Below are 24,903 nucleotides of genomic sequence, written 5' to 3'. Positions count from 1 at the left end.
CCTTCCCGCACTTTTACTGCTTTGGAGTAGGCAACACCCCAACTGCGATTAATCGAATTAGCTCGTCGGACCGGTCCCGGACAAAATATGTCTGTAGATACACTAAATCTTTTTTCATATTTTCGATTATGGTTGATTTTATTGCAGGCAGTATATCATACGGAATACTAAAACTCACCGCCTTAGCTACGTTTGCGATCTTTAGCTTTCCCCAACCGTTATCTTTATTAAATTGCGTAATATCACCCAGAAGCGGCGTTATATCCTTATCAACAGAAGCGGTCTCAATCTCCTGCGCCATCTGACGGTTCAAAAAAAGTACGGAATTATTTTCCGCTCCAACTGACGAAGTGACCTCAAGGGTATTAGCACTTTTGCGAAGCGCTGTAGCCATTTCACTCATCAAAGGGGCAGACATCGCGATTAGCTTTTGACTTCTGGCGAAGTCAATCTTAGAAATCGCTGCCTTGCTCTCTGATAACCTTCGTTCGCGATACGTTTCTGCAACTCGGCGCTTAACCAGCTCACGGACTTGTTCAGGAAGATCAGACAAGGAGGTCCGCCCTTCATCAACCTCTTGTATTAGCCTTGTAAGGATAGTACTAGAGTCACCATGATCAGAATCTGTTATATCACCAAGCTTCGCCAATGCCGAACTCGATACACTTGATTCGTCAATTTTTTCGATGACTCTCTCACTCACATAAGCCACTAAATCTGCAAGAGAAACATCGACAAATTTCTCTTCTTTTTGAGACTGCCCCTCATCCTCAATATTTATATTAAACGATCCATCTTCTTGGCTTTTCAGGTTAATGTTGAAGTTTGAATTATTTGTAATTTTCTGTACAAATTTTCCAGCCCGCCGGAATTGGGCTAACTTTACCATTAGGCGTGCAGCGGCATACTGAAATCGAGCGGCTTCATAAAAATTCATTTGATGGGTTTCAGCTAGCGCCCCCTCGAAATGGAACGTCAAATTTTCCGCCATATACCCATACCCCCCCTAACTCGGCACTATGTCAATGCGATTCTACCTAGCTCATACGCCTATTTGTGGACTGCAGCCCAAGCCTGTATCAAGGGTATTCAATCCGAAAATTCAACGTCGGCGAATTGATTTATGAGCGAGATAAGCATCGGGGCGGTCGGAGCCGCGATAATTGCAGGCCTTGTATCATTGCTAGGCTTGATCATAAGCAAAGAACAAAAAGTCTCTGAGTTTCGACAGATATGGATTGATGAATTAAGGAAATGTCTCGTCTCGTATTTAGCGAATATAAACGCCATCTCAGATGCAATCCGTTTGATGAAATCTAGAAAAGAGAACAATATTGATCTTATTCCGATTTATAAACTACTCAACGAAGCCAGCCATGGCATCATTTTGCGGATCAACATCGATGAAAAACCCGCAAAGCGATTGTTAAATTCTATGAAGAAATTTGAGGCTCTATCGACGTCCAACAACTCGCTTACGCCCGAGAACGTATCTCTTATCGAGGCCGAATTTTTGCAATCATCGAAAGATCTTCTGAAATTTGAGTGGAAGCGCGTGAAGAGAGGTGAGCCAATTTTTCGTTTCACGAAATACTTATCAATTTTTGCAGTGCTATGCATGCTAGCTCTTCTAACTTTCGTTCTCATCGCTCAAGATGCGAGCCATACAGTAAATAAAGGTAAAGAATATCCATCGGAATTGCAATTCATAAAAAAAATACACGTAATACCGATAGATTTCGCAAATATGGTAACGCTGCCTCACAAGTAAAGAAGGTCCGGAGGATGGCTCCCCGGCTCGCAATCTTCGTCCTGGCCAATTCAGGTCCATGGCTCAGCACTTCGTGATTATTCTGGATGCCGAATGAGCCTCTTTCATTATGCCGCTACGAGATGAGTTCCGTACCATGATGAACTTCATTCTTGCGCGAGAGTATGACGAAGGAGTGAGGACGGCGCTCGTCCCTTTTGACAACGCCGAACAGTATAATTGAGTTGGGTGCCGTATCTGATTAGTGAGCCCCTCACGCAACCCTCTTCCCTCGCAATCGCTCCGCCATCCCCTCCGGATCATCATAAACGAGATCGATCATCGCCAGCCCCAAAGCGTCCGGCTTCGTCCGGCGCTGCTCCCAGTTTCGGAGCGTCGCGGTCGGAACCTGAAGGAGGGCGGCAAAGTCGGCTTGGCTGGCAGCAAGCCGGGCGCGCGTCGCCTTCAGCTTGGCGGCATGGTCGAGCGGCGCGGCGGGAAAGTCGCTCCAGTCCGGGTTGTCGTCGTCGATATCATCCATAGCTCTTCACCTCGCCTTCGTTCGCCTTGCGAATCGAGATCACGCGAAGACCGTCCTCGCGCACGGTACAAACGCAGACGGTGAGCCGACCTCCCCGGCTCCGAGAGGACGCCACAGGCATGACAAATTGGCAAGGAGTTACCCAAGGTGGCGGTGTCGCATGGCTCGCATCAACTGTCCCGTGGAAGGACAGGCGCCGTCAACACCGCGTCGTCATTCTCGGGCCCCGTCCCGAGAATCCAGGGGCAACCGCCGCAAGGTCGGGGGCGTCCGCCCTTTGCGGTTGAAACGGAAGCAGCCCCACGATCTCTGGATTCTCGGGACGGGGCCCGAGAATGACGAAGCGGAGAGGGTCGCGGCCATCCTGCCCCGATGAAGCGCTTCGTCATCCTCGGCCCGCAGGGTCGGGGATCCTGTGCCGCTTTCCGAGCAGTTTAATTCCGGACAAAGCCCTCTTCAATGCGCCGCACCGGCCCGGTAACCGTTCCGGCATGGATCCCCGTGCTGGCGCACGAGGATGACGAAGCGGGGGAAGCCTGTGGTCTGTTCTGCCCTGCTCCTTCCAACAAGACACTGTCCTGCGAGGCCTTCGCGCCAGATCACATTCTCTTGACCGCCCAACTTATCCCCGCCCCCTCCCACCCCGCGCACAATCCCCTCGCCGTCTTCCCGGAGGGACACGGACGATCGCCGGGATCGTTCGGGAAGGCGGGCGGTGTCCGCGGTGCTACGTCCTTCCGGAGGATCGTCGCATCCCGGACGGGCTCTGGCTCCGCCGACCCCTCGCGTAATACGGCGCGGGTGCGGATCGGTCCGCTTGAGGTCGCCGTGCTGAAAAGGCGCGGCGGGTGAAGCGTCGGCAGCCGGTCGGACGCGTTCGAGGTCGGCGCTCTCGTGAGAGCGAAGCGCCGGACAGGATGCGCGAGGTTGAAGGGCCCGCAAAGACATCGCGCGGAACGCCGGAGGCGGGCCGTAACAATCGAATATTCGGAGGGCTCGCCTCCGGCGTTCCGCTGTCCGCCCGCCGGGTGGGCGGCGACAGGATCGGTCCCCTCCTTCGGGACGGGGCGCATCGCATGGGCGAAACCGGGGCGCATCGCGCCGCCGGGGGTTTTGGCACGGGATGCGCCGCTGGTCGCGGGCCGCGCCAAGGCACCCCCTCTGCCTCCTGAGCCTGTCGAAGGGCGGCATCTTCCCCGCAAGGGGGGAGATCAGGCGGCGTCGATGGCGGCGAGCCGGCGACCGTACGCCGGGATCGAGACGGGTGCGATTGGCCGCGGCGGCGACGCTCGGTCGATCTCCCCCCTTGTGGGGGAGATGCCCGGCAGGGCAGAGGGGGGTGAGCGGCGGGTCTCCTCCCAGGACGAGCAAACAGGGAGCTCGACGCCCGCCCCCGAAACGCCCCGAAGGGACACCGCCATGCCCCAGCTCGAAACCGTCGTCGCCGAGATCGCCGCGGAGATGGCCGCGCGGCCCGATCGCGGCACTGTGGCGACCTACATCCCGGAGCTCGGGCGGGTCGATCCGAACCAGTTCGCCATCGCCGTGGCGCTCGAGGACGGCAGCACCGTCTGCGGCGGCGATTGCGGGACGTCGTTTTCGATCCAGAGCGTCTCGAAGGTCTTCACCCTGACCCTCGCTCTGGGTCTGGCAGGCGACCGCCTGTGGAACCGGGTGGGCCGCGAACCCTCGGGCTCACGGTTCAACTCGATCGTCCAGCTCGAGCAGGAGCGCGGCATTCCGCGCAATCCCTTCATCAATGCCGGGGCGATCGCCGTCACCGACACGATCCTGTCCGGCCACCAGCCGCGCGAGGCGCTGGGCGAGATCCTGCGCTTCCTGCAGTTCCTCGCCGACGACGACGGCGTCCACATCGACCGGGCGGTGGCCGCCTCGGAGGAGCGCAGCGGCTTCAACAACCGGGCGCTGGCGAACTTCATGAAGGGTTTCGGCGTCATCGAGAACACCGTGGACTACGTGCTCGGGGTCTATTTCCACCACTGCGCCATCGCCATGACCGCCCGCCAGTTGGCGAAAGCCGGCAGCTTCCTCGCCCATCAGGGCAGGAACCCCGCCACCGGCCATTCGGTGGTGACGGCCGAGCGCGCCCGGCGCATCAACGCCATCATGCTGACCTGCGGCCATTACGACGGCTCGGGCGAGTTCGCCTACCGCGTCGGTCTGCCGGGCAAGAGCGGCGTCGGCGGCGCGATCCTCGCCATCGTCCCCGGCAAGGCCTCGGTGGCGGTCTGGTCGCCGGGGCTCGACGCTTCGGGCAACTCCCATCTCGGCCGCATCGCGCTCGAAAAGCTCACCGCCCGCATGGGCTGGTCGGTGTTCGGGGCGCCGACGATGGCGGACGGCTGAGGCCTATTCCGCCGGCTCGATCTCGCGCTCCCGGCGGTGGCGCGCGGCGACGATCTTCGCCGCCTCGTCGATCGAGACCTTGGCGGCCGGATCGTCCGGGCTGACGAGGCCGGAGGAGACGACGAGCTTCAGGGCGTTCTCGATGCTCATGTCGAGGATGCGCAAGTCCTTGCGCGGCACGAACAGGAGGAAGCCCGATGTCGGGTTGGGCGCCGGCGGCAGGAAGACGGCGATCATCTCGTCGGATTCGTCGGCCAGGACCTTGGCGATTTCGCCGCGCGCATCGGTCGCGACGAGGACGACGCACCAGACCCCCTTGCGCGGATATTCCATCAGCGCGGCGGTCTTGAAGGAGGTGGAGCGATCGGCGAGCACCGTCTCGAAGATCTGCTTCAGCGCCATGTAGACCGTGCGCACCAGCGGCGTGCGCGACAGGAGCCGCTCGCCCCACGAGATGATGGTGCGTCCGATGATGTTGGCGGTCAGAAAGCCGATCAGCGTGATCAGGATCAGCGCGACGACGAGGCCGAAGCCCGGAATGGCGAAAGGAAGGTAGGCATCCGGCCAGTAGCGCGCCGGGATGTAGGGCTTCACCCAGGAATCCACCCAGCCCATGAAGGACCAGGTGATCCAAGCGGTGATCGCCAGCGGCGCACAGACGATGAATCCCGTCAGGAAGTAGTTTCTCAGCCGCATCATGCCGTGATCGCCACCCTTCGGCCTGCATCCCATGCGGCCGCGCCGCACATCAACCGCCGGCCGGAATCATCGTTCCCCGACGAAGGGAATGCAAGCCGACTTTCGCAGCCGCAGCATAGGCCGGCAGCGATGACGACTATTCGACGGTGACCGACTTGGCGAGGTTGCGCGGCTGGTCGACGTCGGTGCCCATCTGGATCGCCGTGTGATAGGCGAGAAGCTGCAGCGGGATGGCGTAGACGATCGGCGTCAGGATCTCCGGCATGTCCGGCAGGACGATCAGCTCGGCCCCGTCGACGATGCCGCTCGCAGCGCCCTTGGCGTCTGTGAAGAGGACGATCTCGCCGCCTCTGGCCGCCACTTCCTGGACGTTCGAGGCGGTCTTTTCGAAGCTGCGGTCGTGGGGCGCGATGACGACGACGGGCATGGTCTCGTCGATCAGCGCGATCGGCCCGTGCTTCAATTCGCCGGCCGCATAGCCCTCGGCGTGGATGTAGCTGATCTCCTTCAGCTTCAGCGCGCCTTCCAGCGCCAGCGGATAGGAAAAGCCGCGGCCGAGGAACAAAGCGTGCTTCTTCGTCGCCATTCTGCGGGACAGGGCCTCGATCGCCCCTTCCAGCCGGATCGCCTCGTTGGCGAGGCGCGGCGCCTCGGCGAGGATGCGGGTCAGCTCGGTCTCCCGCTCCGGCGCGATGACGCCCCGGTCGACGCCGGCCTTGATGGCGAGCGCCGCCAGCGCCATCAGCTGGCAGGTGAAGGCCTTGGTGGAGGCGACGCCGATTTCCGGGCCGGCGAGCGTCGGAAAGACGTGATCGGCCTCGCGGGCGATGGTCGATTCCTCGACATTGACGATCGCCGCCGTCTCGAGCCCCTCGCCCTTGGCATAGCGCAGCGAGGCGAGCGTATCGGCGGTCTCGCCCGACTGGGAGACGAAGAGCGCGAGGTCGACGTCGGCGAGCGGGCTCTCGCGGTAGCGGAACTCCGAGGCGACGTCGAGATCGCAGGGGATGCGGGCGTAGCGCTCGAAATAGTAGCGGCCGACGAGGGCTGCGTAGAAGCCGGTGCCGCAGGCCGACAGCGCGATGCGCCGGACCTTGGAGAAGTCGACCGCCTGGTCCTTGGGCAGCCGCGTGCGGCCGGTGGTGAAGTCGACGAAAGCGCCGAGCGTGTGGGAGAGAACCTCCGGCTGCTCGTAGATCTCCTTCTGCATGAAGTGGCGATAGTTGCCCTTGTCGACGTAGAAGGCCTTGCCGCCGGCCCGCTTGACCGGCCGGGTCACTTCGGTGCCGTGCTCGTCGAAGATGGTGATGCGGCCGTGTTCGAGGACGGCGAGGTCGCCCTCCTCGAGATAGCGCACCGTGTCGGTGAAGGGCGACAAGGCAATGCCGTCGGAGCCGAGGAACATCTCCCCCTCGCCCTCGCCGACGGCAAGCGGGCTGCCGCGCCTTGCGCCGATCAGAAGCTCTTCTTCGCCGTCGAACAGGAAGGCGAGCGAGAAGGCCCCTTCGAGGCGCGCCAGCACCGCCTGCACGGCCTCCTTCGGCGGCAGGCCCCGGTCGAGTTCGCGGCTGACGAGATGACCGACGATCTCGGTGTCGGTCTGGCTCTCGAAGACGGCGCCGTCTGCTTCGAGTTCGGCCTTCAGTTCGCGGTAGTTCTCGATGATGCCGTTGTGGACGAGCGCCAGGCGCTTGGTCGCATGGGGATGGGCGTTGGCGACGCTCGGCACGCCGTGGGTCGCCCAGCGGGTGTGGCCGATGCCGATGGTTCCGTCCAGCGGCTGTTCGCCGACCAGCGTTGCGAGGTTCGACAGCTTGCCTTCGGCGCGGCGGCGGGTCAGCCGGCCGTTCTCCAGGGTCGCGACGCCGGCGGAATCATAGCCGCGATACTCCAGCCGCTTCAAGGCGTCGACCAGCCGGTCCGCGACCGGCTTCCGGCTGATGATCCCGACGATGCCGCACATGGAAAGACCCCGCTCGACCGGCCGACCGCATCGGCCTCGTGAAAACCCGAAAACCCGTTTCCTGCGCGGTCCGGATGGCGCTCCCCGACGCCACCCCCGCCGGCGCCCGCTCAACGTCGCCGCCTGCCTTGCGTGTATCCGAAGATAGACCTGCGCGGGATAACGATTGGTGACGGCGTGTTACGCCTGCCTGGCCTTTTCTGCCTTTTCGGCCTTCGCTGCCTTTGCGGCGCGGTTGCGCTCGGCGATCGCCGTGCCGCGCCCTTCCTTGTTGACCTGCCGCTCGCGGGCGATGGCGAGCGCTCCGGCAGGCACGTCCTCGGTGATGACGCTCCCCGTTCCGACATAGGCGCCGTCGCCGACGCTGACCGGCGCGACGAGGGCGGTGTCCGAACCGATGAAGGCGTCGGCGCCGATCACCGTGCGATGCTTCAGCGCGCCGTCGTAGTTGCAGGTAATGGTGCCGGCGCCGACATTGGTGCGCGCGCCGATCTCGGCATCGCCGACGTAGCTCAGATGATTGAGCTTGGCGTCCTCGCCGAGCCGGGCGTTCTTGACCTCGCAGAAATTGCCGACCTTCGATCCGGCGTCGAGTTCCGTGCCCTCGCGAAGCCGCGCGAAGGGGCCGACCGAGACTTCCGGTGAAATCTTTGCCCCGACGATGTGCGAGAAGGCGTGGATGACGGCGCCCTCGCCGACGGTGACGCCGGGCCCGAAGACGACCTGCGGCTCGACGACGACGTCCCGGCCGAGCACCGTGTCGTGCGCGAAGGTCACCGAGGCCGGGTCGATCAGCGTCACCCCTTCCTCGATCATCGCGTGGCGCCGCCGCAGCTTTTGCCACGTCGCCTCGACGGCGGCGAGCTCGGCGCGGTTGTTGACGCCGGCGACCTCGAAGGCCTCGGCCTCGATGGCGCGGACCTTCAGGCCCTCGCGACGGGCGATCTCGACGGCGTCGGTCAAATAGTATTCGCCCTTGGCGTTGTCGTTGCCGATCCGGTCGAGGATCGCCAGCGCCTTTTCGCCGGAAAGCGCCATGACGCCGGCATTGCAGAAGTCGATGGCCTTTTCCGTCTCGCTGGCGTCCTTGTCCTCGCGGATCGCCATCAGTTCGCCGTCGCGTTCGAGCAGCCGGCCGTAGCCGCTGGGGTTCTCGGGCCGGAAGCCGATGACGCAGATGTCGGTTCCAGCGATGAGCGAAGCCCGGGCGCGGGCGAGCGTTTCCGGCCGGATCAGCGGCGTGTCGGCGAAGAGGACGAGGACGTCGTCGGTCCCGGCTTCGATCGCGGCGCGCGCGGCGAGGACGGCGTGGGCGGTGCCGAGCCGCTCCTCCTGGACGAAATGCTCGGCGTCCTCCCGGTCCTGGCGGACCGCGGCGATCACCGTCTCGCTGTCCCTGCCGGAGACGACGGCGATCCGGTCGGATCCCGCCTTCGCGGCAGCCGCGACGACGTGGCGGACCATCGCGAGCCCCGCCACCTCGTGCAACACCTTGGCGCGGGTGGATTTCATCCGCGTCCCCTCGCCCGCGGCGAGAACGATCGACAGGCAGCGTCTAGCCATGGACAGCCTCTGAGCACTTCAGCGAAGATTGTCGGCGGCGCTTAGACCGAGATCGCATTTCTTCGAATCGCCATCCCACTCTAACTCTTTGCTCCGCATGATCTTTTTCCGAGAGCCGGCAACCACCTCTCGGGATCATGCTCTAGCATGGAAACCGGCGAAAACGCGAGCAAAGCCGCTCTTTATGGTTTCAGCCGATGGTCTGAAGCGCCGGGAAGGTCTCGAGCAACCAGAAGGACATGTCCTGCATGCCGCCGGTGAGAAACAGGACGCCGGTGACGACGAGGAGGCCGCCCATCGCCTTTTCGACCATGCCGAGATGACGGCGAAATCCGCTCAGCCAGCGCAGAAAGACGCCCGAAAAGGCGGCGGCGAGGATGAAGGGAATGCCGAGGCCGGCGGAATAGAAAGCCAGCATGACCGCGCCTTCCCCGACGGTTCCGCTGGCGCCGGCAAGACCGAGGATGGCGCCGAGGACGGGGCCGATGCAGGGCGTCCAGCCGAAGGCGAAGGCGAGGCCCATCAGATAGGCCCCGAGAAGGCTGCGCGGTTTGTCCGGCGCTTGCAGCCGCGCCTCGCGCGACAGGAAGGACAGGCGGAAGACGCCGAGGAAGTTCAGCCCCATGACGATGATGGCGATGCCGGCGAGGATGCCGAGCCAGTCGAGGTTCTGCCTGAGGAACAGACCGATCGAACTCGCTCCGGCGCCGAGCGCGACGAAGACGGTGGAAAAGCCGAGGACGAAGATCACCGAGGAGCCGATGAGCCGGGCATAGCCGGTCGTAGCGACGGCCGGGCCGGACTTCAGGTCGTCGGCCGAGACGCCCGCCATATAGCAGAGATAGGGCGGCACCAGCGGCAGGACGCAGGGCGACAGGAAGGACAGCGCCCCGCCCAGCACCGCCGTCGGATAGGATAGATCTGCGACCAAGGTTTCGCGCCTTCTTTCGATCGGCCAGCATCGCTGACATCGCAGTTGATGGCAGAGGGCCGCGCCGAGGCACCCCCCTCTGCCCTGCCGGGCATCTCCCCCTCAAGGGGGGAGATCAAGCCTTCATCACCCGCTGCGACAATTCATGCCCGCCCCCGCCCGTCGGATGCGACGGCGACGAACTGCCGCTTGCCGTGGCGTCTTACGCCAGACGATCTGCCCCCTTGAGGGGGAGATGCCCGAAGGGCAGAGGGGGGTGCCCCGGTTCCACATATGCTTCTTCGCAGATCCGGCCGCCGCCGTTACCTCGTGCAGATCGCCCCGACGACCCCTGCCTCCCCCGCGAAGGCGGCCTCACTCGTCACGGCCAGCCGACGATCACCCCAAACTCGCCAGTGCCGCGCCCAGCTTGTCGGCCTCCTGCCGGTAGCCCTCGCGCTTTTCGCGCTCCTGCTCGACGATTTCGGCCGGGGCGTTGGCGACGAAGCGCTCGTTGGAGAGCTTCTTGTCGATCCGGGCGATCTCGTCCTCGGCCTTCTTCTTCGCCTTGGTCAGCCGGGCGCGCTCGGCCTCGACGTCGATCATGCCGGCCAGTGGAAGCGCGAAGGTGACGCCCGCGACGATCACCTGCGCGGCCTGGGCCGGCGCCGAAGGAGCGGCCGAGACGTCGCCGAGCCGGGCCAACCGGCGGAGCTGCAGGTCGTTTCGCTGCAGCCGCGCGGCAGTCTCGGGGTCCGGATCGACGGCGACGAGCGCGGCTTCCGCGCCGGGCGGAACGTTCATTTCGGCCCGCACCGAGCGGATCTCGGAGACCAGCGCGACCAGCCAGTTGATGTCGCTCGCCGCTTCCGGATCGGCAAAGTCGAGCCGCGGCCAAGCGGTGTGGCAGAGGAGCTTGCCCCGCGCCGTCTCCCCGGCCGTCACCTGCCAGAGTTCCTCGGTGATGAACGGCATGAACGGGTGAAGCAGCGCGAAGACCTGATCGAGAACGAAGCCGGTGACGTGGCGAACCTCGTCGGCAGCATCCTCGTTCTCGCCGGACAGGGTCGGCTTGGAAAGCTCCAGGTACCAGTCGCAGAAGAGGTTCCAGACGAAGCGGTAGATGGCGCTCGCCGCGTCGTTGAAGCGATAGCCGGCCAGCGCCTCGTCGGTCTCGGCGATGGTGCGCGACAGTTCGGTGACGATCCAGCGATTGAGCGGGAGCTGGAGGCTCTGCGGGCTGAGCGCCGCACCATGCACGGCGCCGTTCATCTCGGCGAAACGCGTGGCGTTCCACAGCTTGGTGCCGAAGTTGCGGTAGCCGGCGATGCGCTGCGGGTCGAGCTTCACGTCGCGGCCCTGGGCCGCCATGATGGCGAGCGTGAAGCGCAGGGCGTCGGCGCCGTATTCGTCGATCAGGTCGAGCGGATCGATGACGTTGCCCTTCGACTTCGACATCTTGGCGCCGTCCTTGTCGCGGACGAGGGCGTGGACATAGACGGTCTCGAAGGGCTCCTTCTCCATGAATTCGAGCCCCATCATCATCATCCGGGCGACCCAGAAAAAGATGATGTCGAAACCGGTGACGAGAGCCGACGTCGGATAGTAGGTTTCGAGTTCCTTCGTCTCGTCCGGCCAGCCGAGCGTCGAGAACGGCCAGAGCGCCGAGGAGAACCAGGTGTCGAGAACGTCCTCGTCCCGCCTCAGGAAGCCGTCGCGCTTCTGCGGATCGGCCGCCATCTCGCGGGCTTCCTCGTCGGTGATCGTCTCGTTGACGACGTAGTGCGACAGCGCGGCGGCGACCGCCGCCTCTTCGGTCTTTTCGACGAAGATCGAGCCATCCGGCCCGTACCAGGCCGGGATCCGGTGGCCCCACCAGAGCTGGCGCGAGATGCACCAGGGCTCGATGTTCTCCATCCACTGGTAATAGGTCTTCGACCAATTCTCGGGCACGAACTTCGTCCGCCCCTCGCGCACCGCGGCGATCGCCGGCTCGGCCAGCGTCTTGGCGTCGGCGAACCACTGGTCGGTCAGCATCGGCTCGACGACGACGCCGGAGCGGTCGCCGAACGGCTGCATGATCGTCTTGTCCTCGACCTTGATCATCAGGCCTTCGGCATCGATCTCGGCGACGACCTTTTCGCGCGCGGCGAAGCGGTCGAGGCCGCGATACTCGTCCGGCACGAGGTTGATCTCGTCGACCGTCCCGGCATCCGGCGTCTCTCCCGACCGGACGATCTCGCCCGCCCTCGCGGCCGCCTCGGCATAGGGCTCGCCGTCGGCCCGCATCGCCGCCCTCTCGTCCATCAGCCGGTAGCAGGGAATGCCATTGCGCCTTGCGACCTGATAGTCGTTGAAGTCGTGGGCGCCGGTGATCTTCACCGCGCCGGAGCCGAAATTCCTGTCGGGATATTCGTCGGTGACGATCGGGATCAGCCGGCGGTGCTCCTTCGGACCGACCGGGATTTCGCAGAGCTTGCCGACGATCGGGGCATAGCGCTCGTCGTCCGGATGGACGGCGACGGCGCCATCGCCGAGCATCGTTTCCGGCCGGGTCGTCGCGATCGAGATGTAGTCCCGCGTCTCGCGCAGGATCTCGTTCCCGTCTTCGTCCTTCTCGACGTATTCGTAGGTCTCGCCGCCGGCGAGCGGGTATTTGAAGTGCCACATATGGCCGGCGGTCTCGCGGTTCTCGACCTCCAGGTCGGAGATCGCGGTCTCGAACTTGGGGTCCCAATTGACCAGCCGCTTGTCCTTGTAGATCAGGCCCTTGCGGTAGAGTTCGACGAAGACGTGGAGGACCGCCTTCGACAAGCCCTCGTCCATGGTGAAGCGCTCTCTGGACCAGTCGCAGGAGGCGCCGAGGCGCCGCAGCTGGCCGAGGATCGTGCCACCCGACTCGCCCTTCCACTGCCAGACCCGGTCGATGAAGGCCTCGCGGCCGAGCTCGCGGCGGGTGACGTTCTCGCCCGACGCGGCCATCTGCCGCTCCACGACCATCTGCGTCGCGATGCCGGCATGGTCGAGACCGGGCTGCCAGAGGACGTTCTTCCCGCGCATCCTCTGGACACGGATCAAGATGTCTTGAAGCGTGTTGTTGAGCGCATGCCCCATGTGGAGCGAGCCGGTGACGTTCGGCGGCGGGATGACGATCGAATAGGGCTCCGCCCCTTCCTTGGCTCCGGCGCCGGCCCTGAAGGCATCGGCGTCTTCCCAGCGGGCGGCGATCCGCGGCTCGATCGCGGCCGCGTCATAGGTCTTGTCGATCATCGGATGTCCAGAAAGCGTTTCTCGCGTCGCTCTCCGGTTAGCCACCGGACCTCGTGCCTGTCAACGCGAAGCGGGGCGCTACGCCCCGAGACGCCGCCCCGCCATCCGGACGATTTCGATCCCGTCGGGCGTCAGCGCACGTTGCCGCGGGCGATCCGTTCGATCTCTTCGCGCACGAGGCTTTCGACCAGCCGCGGCAGGTTCTCGTCCAGCCATTCCTGCAGCATCGGCCGAACCACCTCGCGCACGACCTGATCGGCATCGCGCAGATGCTCGTCGCGGATCGCCGCGGCGAGTTCGGAGAAGGAGGCGGCGACGCGCTCGCCGGATTCGCGGGAAATCAGGGCGTGAGCGGCCTCGATCTCCCGATCGAGCGGCGCGGCGGCTTTGGGCGCTTGCAGCTCGGGCTCCTCGTCGAGGTTCGCCAGGAGTTGTGCCGGCGGCGCTTCGGCATCGAGATCCTCTGCGTCGATCGGGGCGGCGGCTTCGACGCTCTCGTCGGGGAATTCCTCACCGACGACCGCGCCGCGCAGAAGCTCGTCGGCAAAGCCCTTCTCGTCGAATTCCTCGACGAACATCTCGGCGGCGACTTCGACATAGCGATCGTTGGCGGCGATCGCCTGGGGCCATTCCGGCATCTCGGCTTCCATTCCGGTCGCCTGGCGACGGATGGCGCGGGGCGCGTTGGCGGAAACCCGCGAGGCCTCGGTGACGGCACTGGAGGCGGACGCATCGTCATGGACCGGCTGTTCGCCGACGGTCGCGAGCTGCTCGGCCCGCCGCCGCGCCTGGGCGATGTCGTCGGCCTTGGCGTCGCGCTGCGGCCGGGCGTCGGCCTCGTCCTCGAAACCCGATTCCACCGGCGCCGCCGCGACGGCACGCACGGCGTTTCCGACGGCGGCGGAATTGCGCCCCAGGCGCTCGTCTCCGGTTTCGATGATCCGGCGGATCGAGGCGAGGATCTCGTCCATCGACTGGTCTCGGGCCGGCAGCGCGTTGCTCATGAAAGGCTCCCGCAGGTTTGGCGACGATCCGTTGGTATCGCCCGAATCATGCGCGAAGCCTATGTGCTTCGATCCCTGGCGTGAATCCCGCAAATCGCCGACACCGGCGCTTTCACCAGATTTTCAGATTTTTCAGCTCTTCGGCGGCGACTCGGCAGGCCCGCCGAGAGAACGCGGGAGGCTTTCCGAAGCGATCGCCCCTTTTGCCGTCATCGCCGGGCGCGCAGGTCTGCCATATTCGCGCGGAGGAAAATGGGACACGGGATGCATCACCGCCGCGTCTCGTCGTCGCCACGAGCGGGCCGAGCCCTCGATGCGACGACGACGGGCCGGCCGAGGCCGGCTGCCCTCAGCGGCCGTCAGGCGTGCGCAGGCCGAACCACTTGTCCTCGACCTCGATGTAATGGTCGTTCGGCTCGTATTTCGTCGCCGCGAGCTTCAGCGTGTCGAGCGACAGCAGGCCGACCGAGGACAAAAGGGTATAGGCCGCGACCACCTCGTCGCGTTGCGAGCCGACGAGCAGGATCTGCGCCGAGATGAGGTCGGCCTGGGAATCCAGAACGTCGAGGGTCGTGCGCTGGCCGACGTTGCGCTCTTCGATCACGCCCTCGAGCGCCAGGCGGGCGGCGCGGACCTGCGCTTCGTAACCGGTGATGTTGGCCTTGGCCGCCTCGAGCTGCGCCCAGGAGGAGGCCACCGCGGCCCGGACCTGGTCGCGGGTTCCGTCGACCTCGATGCGCCGCTGCCCGAGCGTTTCCTTGTACTGCCGGACGAGGGAACTCGCCGCGCCGCCCTGATAGATCGGGATGGTGATCTGGGCGCCGACCGTCGCCGAAATGTCGTTCGAAGTCCGCACATCGATGTCGACGCCCGGCAGGCCGCTCCCCGAGCTGGTGTTCGGATCGGTATCGCTTGCCGCGTAGCTGTTGGTGACGTCGCCGGAGAGCGTGACCTGCGGGAGAAACGCTCCTTCGGCCGACTTCACCTGATAGGCCGCCGCGTCGACGGACGAGAGAGTCGCGAGAATCGCCGGGTGCTGGCGCTGGGACAGGGTGTAGGCGGCGGCCACCGAGCGCGGCAGCAGACGCGAGGGCGCATTCGCCGGCGCGAGGTTTTGCGGGGCGTCGCCGATGTCCTGGAAATAGGAGGCCTCGCTCTGGGCCACCGCGGACAGCGCGCTGTTGAGAAGCGCGGTCGCCAGGGCCTGCTGCGATTCGGCCTGGGCGACGTCGGTCCGCGTCCCCTCGCCGACGTCGAACCGCGCCCGCGCGGCCCGCACCTGCTCGCTGAGGAAGTTGAGGTTCTGGCGCCTCAGATCGGCGATCTTCCGATCCCGAATGACGTTCATGTAGTCGGTGACGGCGCTGAGCAGGGTGTTCTGCGTCGTATTGGACAGGTTGTACTGGGAGGCCTTCACCTGGGCCTTGGCCGACCGGATGTTGTTGGGCGTCTGGAAGCCGTCGAAGATCGTCTGGTTGATCTGGATGCCGGTGCTCCAGGAATAGGTCGTGTTGCGCTGGCGGGGCAGATTGTCGCCGAAGGTCGTCTTGCTGGTCGTGGCACCGAGCGTGCCGACGCCGGACACGCGCGGCCGCAATCCGGCCTTCGCCTGGGGAACGGTCTCGTCCGTCGCCCGCAGCTGGGCGCGGGCCGCATTCAGGTCCTGATTGTTCGAATAGGCCTTGGCGAGAGCTCCCGACAAGGTTTCGGCGCTAGCTTGCGGCAAAGCTGCGAGCGTCACGGACGCCGACAGGAGCGCGAGGAGGGTAAACTTCTTCAGCACCAATCTGTACTCCGGGCTGGAACGCGATCCGGTCCGGGCCGCGACATCGTCAGAGCGATGAGTGGGCGCAGAACCGCGAAGCCAAGCTAATAGCCCAACCCGTGAATGAACTCGTCTCACTTTGACGCAACAGCGCCGGTTTTCCGCCGACCGGGGCAAATCTGCAACGCACCGTCTCAAATGTTCAGAAAACGAACTCGGCCTTCCGGCGGAAGCTCGGCAAAGGCTTGATCGAGCAGTTGAAGGCGAAGCGCTCCGAGACGACTCCTTCGTGGTCCTTGACGTAGAGCAGCGCCTCGGCGGAGTTGCCCGAGCCGCGAACGACGACCATCCGCCCGCCGGCCTTCATCTGGTCGAAGAAGGTGGACGGCAGGGTCTCGACGGAGCCCTGGAAGAGGATGACGTCGTAGGGTGCTTCGGCGCGGCAGCCGTCGAGAAGGTCGTTCTCGACGACGGCGCAGGTGACGTAGTCGAGCCGGGCGAGATTGTCCGTCGCCGCGGCAGCGAGCGCCGCATCCTCTTCCAGCGCGACGACGGAGCCGGCGAGATGGGAGATGATCGCGGAGGAATAGCCGGTGTTGCATCCGACATCGAGAACCACGTCGTCCTTGTCGATGGCGGCAAGCTGCAAGAGCTTGGCCAGCGGCGAGGGCTCCATCACGTAGCGCCCGTCGCCGAGCGGCACGTCGTCATCGACATAGGCGAGCGGTCGGCGCGAGGCCGGCAGGAATTCCTCGCGCGGCACTTCGAGAAAGGCCCGCAGGATCGCGTGGCTGGTGACGTCCGTCGTCCTGATCTGATTGTCGACCATCCTAATGCGGGCCGCTTCGAAATCCATCGCCGACATCCTGCTCTCGTCCATCCGCTGGCGCCTTCGGGGCGCCAACGTTCCTTAGTCGCGTGGCCGAATGGGCGCAAGCTTGGAAGGCGGCGGCAGTCACCGTTCCGAAAACGAGCGTTGCAGCCGCGGCATCCGGTCTCGATCGGCCCCGACCGCCGTGAACTATCCTCTCGAGCGAAGGGTACGACGACCCGAGCGGTGGGCGCCCCGATGCGGGGACGGCCCAGCCGGGGCCGGCTTCGGGCCCCGGCGCCGCGCTTTTCTCACTCGGCCGGTTGCGGACGGGCATGCGGCCGGGCCGCGCCGGCGAGACGCTCTTCCGCCGCAGGGTCGATGTCGAGATCGTGCCCGGTCTCGATACCGGCATTCGGATCGGCGAACACGGCCGGATCGAACTCGCCCTCCAGCTTGGCGACGATCGTCGAGACCACCGCGTCGCCGGTGATGTTCACTGCGGTGCGGATCATGTCCATCAGCCGGTCGACGCCGAGAATGAGAGCGATGCCCTCGATCGGCAGGCCGACCTGGTTGAGCACCATCGTCAGCATGACGAGACCGACGCCCGGAACGCCCGCCGTGCCGATCGACGCCAGCACCGCCATGGCGATGACCGTCAGATAGCCTGCGACGCCGAGCTCGATCCCGTAGACATTGGCCAGGAAGACGGTGGCGACGCCCTGCATGATCGCCGTGCCGTCCATGTTGATGGTCGCACCGAAGGGGATGGTGAAGGAGGCGACGGAGTTCTTCACGCCGATGCGCTCGGTGATGCATTGCAGCGTGACGGGGATCGTCGCGTTGGAGCTTGCGGTCGAGAAGGCGAAGATCTGCGCCGAACGCATCTTCTTCATGAAGGTCAGCGGGCTGAGACCCGTCGTCAGCTTCAGGAGGAGCATCAGCGTCACGAAGAGATGCAGGAACAGGGCGCCGACGAGGGTTCCGACATAGGCCAGCACTGGGACGAAGAGGTCGATCCCCTGTTCGGCGAAGGTCTTGGCGATCAGGCAGAAGACGCCGTAGGGCGCGAAGGCCATGACGATCGAGACGATCTTCATCATCACTTCGTTCATGTATTCGCAGGCCCGGACGAAGGCGGCCGACTGGTCCCCGAGCATCACGACCGCGACGCCGAGAATGATCGTATAGAAGATGATCTGCAGCATCTCGCCGGACGCGAACGCCTGGATCGGATTGGTCGGGACGATGTTGGCGAACACCTCCCACACCGACGGCGCCTCCTTGGCGGTGATGCCGCTGGCGTCGACGCCCTGCATGTCGAAGCCCTGCCCCGGGCCGATCAACAGCGCCAGAAGAATCGCCGTGGCGATCGCGACCGCGGTGGTGAAGATGTAGAGCCCGAACGACTTGGTGCCGACGCGGCCGAGGACGCGGATGTCGCCGATGCCTGCGACGCCGCAGACCAGCGAGAAGAAGACGAGCGGCACGACCAGCATCTTCAACGCGTTGACGAACATCGTGCCGATCATGGCGAAGAAGCCGCCGACCACGACGTCGTTGATGAACGCATTGTCGAGCGTGTTGATCGCAGCGCCGACAACGACGCCGGCGAGCATTCCGATCAAGATCTTCATGGTGAGAGACATGCGGGGGCGTCCTTTCCGCGATGAGGCGACCGATGTTTCACGGTCGCTCGGACAATCGCAGCGGAACGCCGAAATCTCGAAAGAAAGTCCCATCCGCCCAAAGATGGACGAACGGGACCACCTGCCCCGCTGCACAAACGAAAGGCATGCGTTTCATTTGAGCTATCGTGCTAGGCTTTTGTTTTCACGTCAACTCGATTTGGAGTTCGGGTGAAATTGCCGAAAGCTGCAATGGTCCGGTCGATGCCGCCTTGGCGGAACGGCCACGGCCCTCGACCCGGATTGCCGCGACGACCTCGCCGCCCTGCTCAGGCGGCTTCGACCTTTTTCGCTCTGGCATCGCGGATCAGCGTTTCGTGCCGGCGCATGCGGGCGATTTCCGCCGAGGTCCCGCGGGTCTCGGAATAGAGCGCCAGATTGAGTTCGTCGGCGTCCGGCGGGGTGATGGCGAGATCGCGATACTCCGTTGCGGCGGGATCGGACCAGATCTTGTCGGCCATCCGCTTCATCCGCAGATAGTCCCGGAACATCAGGACGACCGCCCGCGCCTCGGTGAAGGCATAGCGGGCATAGAAGGTCAGCGGGTTCTCGGGTTTCATGCCGTGCCGGCGGTCGCGCCGCGACTTGATCCGCATGTAGCCGCCCTCCAGCGGGTGGCAGCCATAGACCATGTAGTAGTTGCGGTAGCCGAGGATGCGGAAGAGCAGCATCATCTTGCGGGTCGAGCCCATCGCCCGCATGCGCTTCATGATCGTCGCGATGTGATCCCAGGAATAGAACCGGCCCCAGACCTCCGAATAGACCCGGTCCCATTCCGCATCCGACATCTTCTCGTGGTGGGTGACGCGGTGGTTGAGGTCGTATTTGTTGAGGTCGGGATCCATCCAGACGCCCTTCCTGAAGAGCCTCTGATGGTCCTCGCTGCCGGGCAGCGGCGTCAGGTTGGTGAAGTAGATGAGATCGATCGGCAGTTCGCGCTTGATGACGTCGACGTCGTGCAGGATCGATTCGCGCGTGTCGTTCGGAAAGCCGATGATGTAGCCGACGGTGATCATCACCGAGCGTTTCTTCCATTCCAGAAACATCTCGCGATATTCGATGATCTTGTTCTGGTTCTTCTTCACCGCGATGAGGTTGTCGGGATTGATGTTTTCCATCCCCACGAAGACCTGGTCGACGCCGGCGCGCACCGCCTTGTCGATGAAGCCCGGGATCTTGTGGCAGCGCGTATCCACCTGGATCTGCATGCGGATCTTGATCCCGTCCTTCTCCTGAAGGTGGATCAGCCGGTCGAAGAAGGCTTCCCAGTTGCGGTTGCGGGCGAGATTGTCGTCGGTGACGAAGAACAGGTCGACGCCGATCGCCCAGTTGGCCCGGACGATCTTTTCCAGATCGTCGGCCGAGCGGAAGCGGCTGACGCGGCCCTGGACGTTGATGATCGTGCAGAAGGAGCACTGGAACGGGCAGCCGCGACCGATGTCGAAGCTCGAATAGAGGCCGAAGGTCTTTTCCACCTGCGCCCGATCGAGGAAGGGAATTTCCGAGCCTTCGAGGTTCGGCAGGTCGGCGTCGTGGCGGTAGTAGGGCTCGAGCTTGCCGGCATGAGCGTCGCGCAGCACCTGATCCAGCCGCCCGCCCTCGGCCTCGCCGACGAACATCGAGATGCCCATGCGGCTCGCCTGCTCGATCTCCGGCGGGATGCCGTCGAGCATGGCGAGGGAACCGGCGACGTGGAAGCCGCCGAGACAGACCGGGATGCCGGCGTCAAGGAACGGCCGCGCGAGATCGACGGCGCGGGGAAACTGGTTGGACTGGACGCCGACGAGGGCGAGCATGCCCTTGCCGCCGTCGGCGGCGATCATCTCGATGATCTTCTTCGGTCTGATCCGTGTATTCGTCTCGTCGATCGTGTGGATTACAACATTCACGTCGCCGAGGACTTTCCTGCGGATGCAGTCCTGGGCGATGCCGTTGAGACAGGCGAGCGAATTGGCCGGGATGGTGGAGCGCCGCCACTGCAGCGGATAGCCCTCGTCGTCGTAATGCGTCGGCTTTACGAAAAAGAGATGGAACGTCTCCGCCTCGGCCATCTGTTCTCCCTAACGGCTGCAAGCCAAACCCCGGTCGATGACCTTTCGCTTGTGCGAAGATCATGTTGGAATTTGGGAGATTCCGCAAGAGACGGGGATTTTCCTCCGAGTTCTGCGCGTCAGAATTCGAAGTTCGACTTACGGACGCTCGGGCTTCGCAGCTATATCCGGTCGACCCTGTCGACGAAAAGCCGGATGCCGTTCTCCGAACGCACCGTCAGCCGCGAAACCGGCTGCGGCTCGTGGCCGGGAACCGGCCGCAATTCGAATCGCCGCATGATCTCGGCGAGCACCAGCGTCGCCTCCTGCATGGCGAAGGCGGCACCGACGCAGACCCGGGCGCCCATCGAGAACGGCATGTAGGCCAAGCGCTGGGCCTCGCGCGTCTCCGGCCGGGCGAAGCGCTCCGGCTGGAAATCGTTCGGATTGTGCCAGTACTGCGTATGCCGGTGCATCAGCCAGATCGGCACGACCACCGGCGAGCCGGTCGGCACGTCGTGCTCCAGCAGCTTTTCGGGTTTTTGCGTATCGCGCGACAGATAGGCGATCGGCGGGTAGAGGCGCAGCACTTCCCGGAAGATGTCGCGGGTCTTTTCCAGCCGCTTCATGTCGGAGAATACTGGCTGCCGATCGCCCAGGACCGTGGTGGCTTCGGTGTGAAGCTCCGTCTGCACGTCCTTGCGGTGGGCGAGGCAATAGAGCGCCCAGGCAAGGCCCGCCGCGGAGGTTTCATGGCCGGCGAGGAACAGCATGGCGATCTGATCGAGCAGTTCCTCGCCCTCGAACTTCGTCCTCGTGACCGGATCCTCCGCGGTCATCAGCACCGAGAGGATGTCGTTCGTCGGCACCGCCCGCCCCTCGCGCACCGCCTTCAGCCGGCGCTGCAACGGGCCGTTGAGGACGTCGCGGATCTCCTTGGCCATCTTCCGCGCCCGGCGGTTCGACCATAGCCAGTGGATCGGCACGCCGACGAGGCCGATCATGCCCTGCGCGAAGGCGATCGCCTGGAACTCGTCGAAGGCCGCGAAGATGCGCCTCGCGTCCTCCGCCGACATCGGCTCGGAGAAGATCGTGCGGAAGATCACGTCGCCGGCGAAATGCGTCATCTCGGCGTCGATCGCCACGTCCTGCCCCGTCCCCGCCTGCGCATCGAGGCGGGCGATGCTGGCGTCCGAGGCGTCGCGCATCAGCGGGAAGACGTTCTTGATGCCGGCGTGGTTGAAGGCCTGGTCGACGATGCGCCGGTGGCGCTCCCATTCCTTGCCGTTGGAGACGAAGATCGAATAGCCGGAGAGCTTCTTCATCATCCGTTCCATGAGCTTGCCCTTGGGAAACTCGCGGAACCGCTTGATCAGGATGTCGCGGATCACCTCCGGATCGCGGACGTTGTAGAGGGTGCGCCGCTTCATCAGCGGGATCTTCGGGATCGGATGGCGGCTGACGCCGATGAAGCCGTAGCTGCCCTTCAGAAACAGGCCGAGGCTCGAGCGAAGGTGGCCCCTGATGCGTTCGAGCGGCTTGGCCGGATGGGCGTCCTGGGCCTGGGGCAGGACGGGGCGAAACTCTTCGCTCATGGGACTGCGACACTCGTTTCGATCGGGCGCGGCCGGGTGACGAGTTCGAAATAGTCGAAGCCGTGGCCGCGCTCGGAAGGTTTCAGATACTGGAAATGGAATTCGAGCGGCCGCATGCGGATACGGCGGAAGGTCTCGGGTTCCAGGATGTCGTGGAAATCCGGCTCGCGGGAGATCACCCGCGACGGCCTCTCGCCGAGATCGATCCCCTCGACGAGCGGAATGCGGCAGCTCGATCCGGGATCGGAACCGGAGGTCACGTCGAGGAGGCGCAGCCGGTCGGTGGTGGCGATCACGGCGAGGTCGCGGCGAAACTCCGCGTCGCCGCCGAGGAGCGTATAGAGCGGCACCGTATGGCCGAGGGTCAGGAGCACGATGGTCGGCCCGCCCTCGCCTTCGGGCAGAAGCCGCAACAGGCGCGCGCCGGCCCGTACCAGGAATATCGCGCCGAGGCTGTGGCCGACGACGAGGATCTCGTCCACCTTTCCCGCCCTCCAGACCTCGAACATGCGCTCGGCAAACGCGTCCGCCCTTTCTTCCGACCGATCGAAGCGCCCGTCGGCGCAGCCGCGAAGATAGCCGAGAAAGCGGGTCACCCACCAGACGTTCAGCCACGCCTTCAGACGATTCCACCCCATCGACAGCCCCGCGAGGACGAGGAGCGCGACGGCGAGCGCCGCAGCGATCGCGGCCCATGGCGGGGCGCCGAAGGCCGTGCCGAGAGCCATGGCGAGCGCCGCGCCCGCAGCGATCGCCACGACAGTGACGAGGCCCCAGAGGACCAGCAGGGCCGGCGTCATCAGGATCGCCACGAACAGCGCCCAGGCCGGCCGGTAGAACCGCCTCAGGATGCCGCGACGCCACGTCGTCCAGGCGAAGCGGAAGGATTCGGCTGCCAGTCGCAGCTGCTTTCGGGGAAACCAGTATCGCCCGACGATGTCCGTCCAGGCGAGCATCTCGTAGCGGGTCTCGACGCGGGTGCCGGCTTTTGCGCCGCGCGAGGTCACGGTCCAGGCCCCGGCGGCCAGCGCCTCCGCCTCGCTCTCGACCACCGCGATGTCGCGCGACCACCGTGCCGACGCCGCCTTCAGCCCGGCGCGAAAGTGGCCGTGATAGACCGGCGCGCCGCGCGGATCGAAACCATGGATGTAGAAGACGTGCCTGCGGAAGTTGGCGCCTTGCGCTTCAACGCCTCGCGCCGTCTCCGACGTCTCGGTCATGTCAGGCGATACTCCCCTCGAAAGCCGGACTGCGGAGGGCCCGGCCCGGCGATGCCCCCCTCTGCACGCACGCGCAGGAGGAATCCGCCCCGGACCCCGCGATCCGTTCCCCGTCGGATCGCCGCCGGACTATGAACGAGGAGAGCCGATAATCAAGGCCGGGACCGGCCGCAGGTGCATGGGCCGGCGGCGGTGCGGCGCCCAGACGTCATTCGCCCGGAACCTTGCCGTCTGCAAGCCCTTCGGCACCCCGGGTGTCCGCGACCCGCGTGGCGCGCCGGCGCCGGTAGGCGCGGCGGAGCGCCCTACCCCGCACCTTCAGCCAGAAGCCGAAATCCTCGACGTTCTCCACCTGCCCCTCGTAGATTTCGGCCAAAGCCTCGCGGAATTCGCGATAGCCGAAACGCGCCTCACCCTCGATCTGGCGGGTCATCACCATCCAGGCCGGCGAGACGAGAAGCGTGATCGCCGTCACCGCCAAAGCGAGACGATAGACGTCGCTGCCGATCGCCTGCGAGGCGTAGGCAGCCGCGGCGAGGACGAAGGAGAATTCGCCGATCTGCGCCATCGACAGCCCGGCCTCCACCGCGGTCTTGTGCGGCAGGCCGGCGAGCCGGATCAGAACGACGTTGAGGATGGTCTTGGCGAGGATGACGAACACCGCGGCGATGGCGACGAGCTGCCAGTTGGCGACGATGTAGTCGAGATCGATCAGAAGGCCGATCGACAGGAAGAAGACCACGAGCAGGATCGACTGGATCGGCTCGACCACGTGGATCACCGGCGAGCGCAGTGTCGAGGCGCCGACGACGAGACCGGCGATGAAGGCGCCGTAGGCCGGTGACAGACCGATCCAGCCGGACATCGAGGCGGCGGCGAAACAGAACGCGAGGGAGCCGAGGGCGAGGATCTCGACATTGCCCTCCACGGCGGCGGCGAAGCGCGGCTTCAGCTTGGGCCTCCGCCCGAGCCACCACAGGAGGCCGGCGAGAACGGCGACGGCGACGGCGATCTTCACGATCAGGCCCGTCCAGGCGATCTCCTCGCTGCCGCCGAGCGACGTCGAGATCAGGAGCATCGGCACCACCGCGATGTCCTGGGCGATGAGGACGCCGACGGCGATCCGGCCGGGTTCGCCGCGCAGCTCGCCGATGTCCTCCAGCATCTTCATGGCGACGACGGTGGAGGACAAGGCGATGATGAAGCCGAGGATCAGCGCTTCGGCGAATGTCGCGTCGGAGATCGCCTTCAAGGTGAAGGTGATCGCCATGGCCGCTGCAAGCTGGCCGCCGGCGATCAGGAGGGCCGGCCGCAGCGTCGCGACGAAAGCCTTCAGCGAGAGTTCCATGCCGATGAAGAACAGCAGCATCAGGACGCCCATCTCCGCCAGCACCGTGACGTTCTCGTCGGAGGTCGAGACGAAGCCGAGGGCGTCCGGCCCGAGCAGCACGCCGGCGAGGATGAAACCGACCAGCGGCGGCTGCTTCAGCCGCATCAGCCCGAGGCCGGCCAGGACGGCGACGAGGATGACGAAGGCGATGACGGTGAGGTCGACGTGATGGGCGGCAGCCGTTTCTTCCAAGCGGGTCTCCAGTTGGACGCGGGTGGCTGTCCATCAGGGGCCAGAACATTGGTCGTGATTTGGCGAAAGGCGCGGCGCTCGAAATTTTTCCGGCATCGAAACCGGCGTCCGAAGTCTCGCTGGCAGCCCATCCGCGTCCGGA

Annotated in this window: 17 protein-coding genes; 2 read left to right on the top strand and 15 right to left on the bottom strand. The window is 64.6% G+C overall.

Translation table 11 applies throughout. The features are described from left to right. Window positions 1–13: 13 nt before the first annotated feature. Entirely contained in the window at window positions 14–991 is a 978-nt protein-coding gene (locus tag LZD57_RS07570; protein ID WP_233719001.1) for a hypothetical protein, read from the bottom strand. A gap of 132 nt (window positions 992–1,123) precedes the next feature. Between LZD57_RS07570 and LZD57_RS07565 the strand changes: the two genes are divergently transcribed. Continuing rightward, window positions 1,124–1,771, top strand: coding sequence for a hypothetical protein (locus LZD57_RS07565; RefSeq protein ID WP_233719000.1), 648 nt, complete (start codon window positions 1,124–1,126; stop codon window positions 1,769–1,771). 253 nt (window positions 1,772–2,024) lie between these two features. Here the strand turns inward: LZD57_RS07565 and LZD57_RS07560 are convergent, their stop codons facing one another. Further along, complete coding sequence (locus tag LZD57_RS07560) at window positions 2,025–2,291, bottom strand: helix-turn-helix domain-containing protein (RefSeq protein ID WP_233718998.1); 267 nt, start codon at window positions 2,289–2,291, stop codon at window positions 2,025–2,027. Between the two features lie 1,419 nt (window positions 2,292–3,710). On the opposite strand from LZD57_RS07560, the gene LZD57_RS07555 reads away from it, so the two are divergent. Next, a complete protein-coding gene (locus LZD57_RS07555) occupies window positions 3,711–4,658 on the top strand; it encodes a glutaminase (RefSeq protein WP_233718997.1) in 948 nt (315 codons plus the stop codon). Window positions 4,659–4,661: 3 nt separating this feature from the next. Here LZD57_RS07555 and LZD57_RS07550 read toward each other — a convergent pair whose 3' ends face one another. The 13 genes from LZD57_RS07550 to LZD57_RS07490 all read right to left on the bottom strand — a co-directional run bounded on the left by LZD57_RS07550 (window position 4,662) and on the right by LZD57_RS07490 (window position 24,761). Next, on the bottom strand, window positions 4,662–5,357 hold the full coding sequence (locus LZD57_RS07550) for a DUF502 domain-containing protein (protein ID WP_233718995.1): 696 nt from the start codon (window positions 5,355–5,357) through the stop codon (window positions 4,662–4,664). Between the two features lie 136 nt (window positions 5,358–5,493). After that, window positions 5,494–7,320, bottom strand: a complete 1,827-nt coding sequence (glmS, locus tag LZD57_RS07545; RefSeq protein WP_233718994.1) for a glutamine--fructose-6-phosphate transaminase (isomerizing) — start codon at window positions 7,318–7,320, stop codon at window positions 5,494–5,496. A gap of 180 nt (window positions 7,321–7,500) precedes the next feature. Next, entirely contained in the window at window positions 7,501–8,883 is a 1,383-nt protein-coding gene (gene glmU, locus LZD57_RS07540) for a bifunctional UDP-N-acetylglucosamine diphosphorylase/glucosamine-1-phosphate N-acetyltransferase GlmU (protein WP_233718992.1), read from the bottom strand. A 190-nt stretch (window positions 8,884–9,073) separates the two neighbouring features. Then, the gene (locus LZD57_RS07535) at window positions 9,074–9,736 is read right to left on the bottom strand and encodes a cytochrome c biogenesis CcdA family protein (protein WP_420844770.1); all 663 of its coding nucleotides are present in this window, start codon (window positions 9,734–9,736) and stop codon (window positions 9,074–9,076) included. A 456-nt stretch (window positions 9,737–10,192) separates the two neighbouring features. Further along, window positions 10,193–13,063 carry a valine--tRNA ligase gene (locus tag LZD57_RS07530; protein ID WP_233718988.1) on the bottom strand — a complete coding sequence of 957 codons (2,871 nt, stop codon included), beginning with the start codon at window positions 13,061–13,063 and terminating at the stop codon, window positions 10,193–10,195. Between the two features lie 131 nt (window positions 13,064–13,194). Then, the gene (locus LZD57_RS07525; protein WP_233718987.1) at window positions 13,195–14,067 is read right to left on the bottom strand and encodes a PopZ family protein; all 873 of its coding nucleotides are present in this window, start codon (window positions 14,065–14,067) and stop codon (window positions 13,195–13,197) included. A 349-nt stretch (window positions 14,068–14,416) separates the two neighbouring features. After that, window positions 14,417–15,850: a TolC family outer membrane protein gene (locus LZD57_RS07520; RefSeq protein ID WP_233718985.1), complete on the bottom strand. Its 1,434-nt coding sequence runs from the start codon at window positions 15,848–15,850 to the stop codon at window positions 14,417–14,419. Between the two features lie 184 nt (window positions 15,851–16,034). After that, complete coding sequence (locus tag LZD57_RS07515) at window positions 16,035–16,688, bottom strand: protein-L-isoaspartate O-methyltransferase family protein (protein WP_233719046.1); 654 nt, start codon at window positions 16,686–16,688, stop codon at window positions 16,035–16,037. A 266-nt stretch (window positions 16,689–16,954) separates the two neighbouring features. Beyond that, window positions 16,955–18,295: a dicarboxylate/amino acid:cation symporter gene (locus LZD57_RS07510; RefSeq protein WP_233718984.1), complete on the bottom strand. Its 1,341-nt coding sequence runs from the start codon at window positions 18,293–18,295 to the stop codon at window positions 16,955–16,957. Between the two features lie 308 nt (window positions 18,296–18,603). Further along, complete coding sequence (locus LZD57_RS07505) at window positions 18,604–20,385, bottom strand: B12-binding domain-containing radical SAM protein (RefSeq protein WP_233718982.1); 1,782 nt, start codon at window positions 20,383–20,385, stop codon at window positions 18,604–18,606. Window positions 20,386–20,546: 161 nt separating this feature from the next. Further along, window positions 20,547–21,959, bottom strand: a complete 1,413-nt coding sequence (locus LZD57_RS07500) for a cytochrome P450 (RefSeq protein ID WP_233718980.1) — start codon at window positions 21,957–21,959, stop codon at window positions 20,547–20,549. Further along, a complete protein-coding gene (locus LZD57_RS07495) occupies window positions 21,956–23,179 on the bottom strand; it encodes a hypothetical protein (RefSeq protein ID WP_233718979.1) in 1,224 nt (407 codons plus the stop codon). Before LZD57_RS07495 ends, LZD57_RS07500 begins: the two co-directional genes overlap by 4 nt. A 208-nt stretch (window positions 23,180–23,387) precedes the next feature. Next, window positions 23,388–24,761 carry a cation:proton antiporter gene (locus tag LZD57_RS07490; RefSeq protein ID WP_233718977.1) on the bottom strand — a complete coding sequence of 458 codons (1,374 nt, stop codon included), beginning with the start codon at window positions 24,759–24,761 and terminating at the stop codon, window positions 23,388–23,390. Window positions 24,762–24,903 lie beyond the last annotated feature (142 nt).

Source organism: Jiella avicenniae, from assembly GCF_021390325.1.
Lineage (GTDB): Bacteria > Pseudomonadota > Alphaproteobacteria > Rhizobiales > Rhizobiaceae > Jiella > Jiella avicenniae.
Note: the sequence above shows the minus strand (reverse complement) of the source record. Positions and strands in the feature narration are given on the sequence as shown.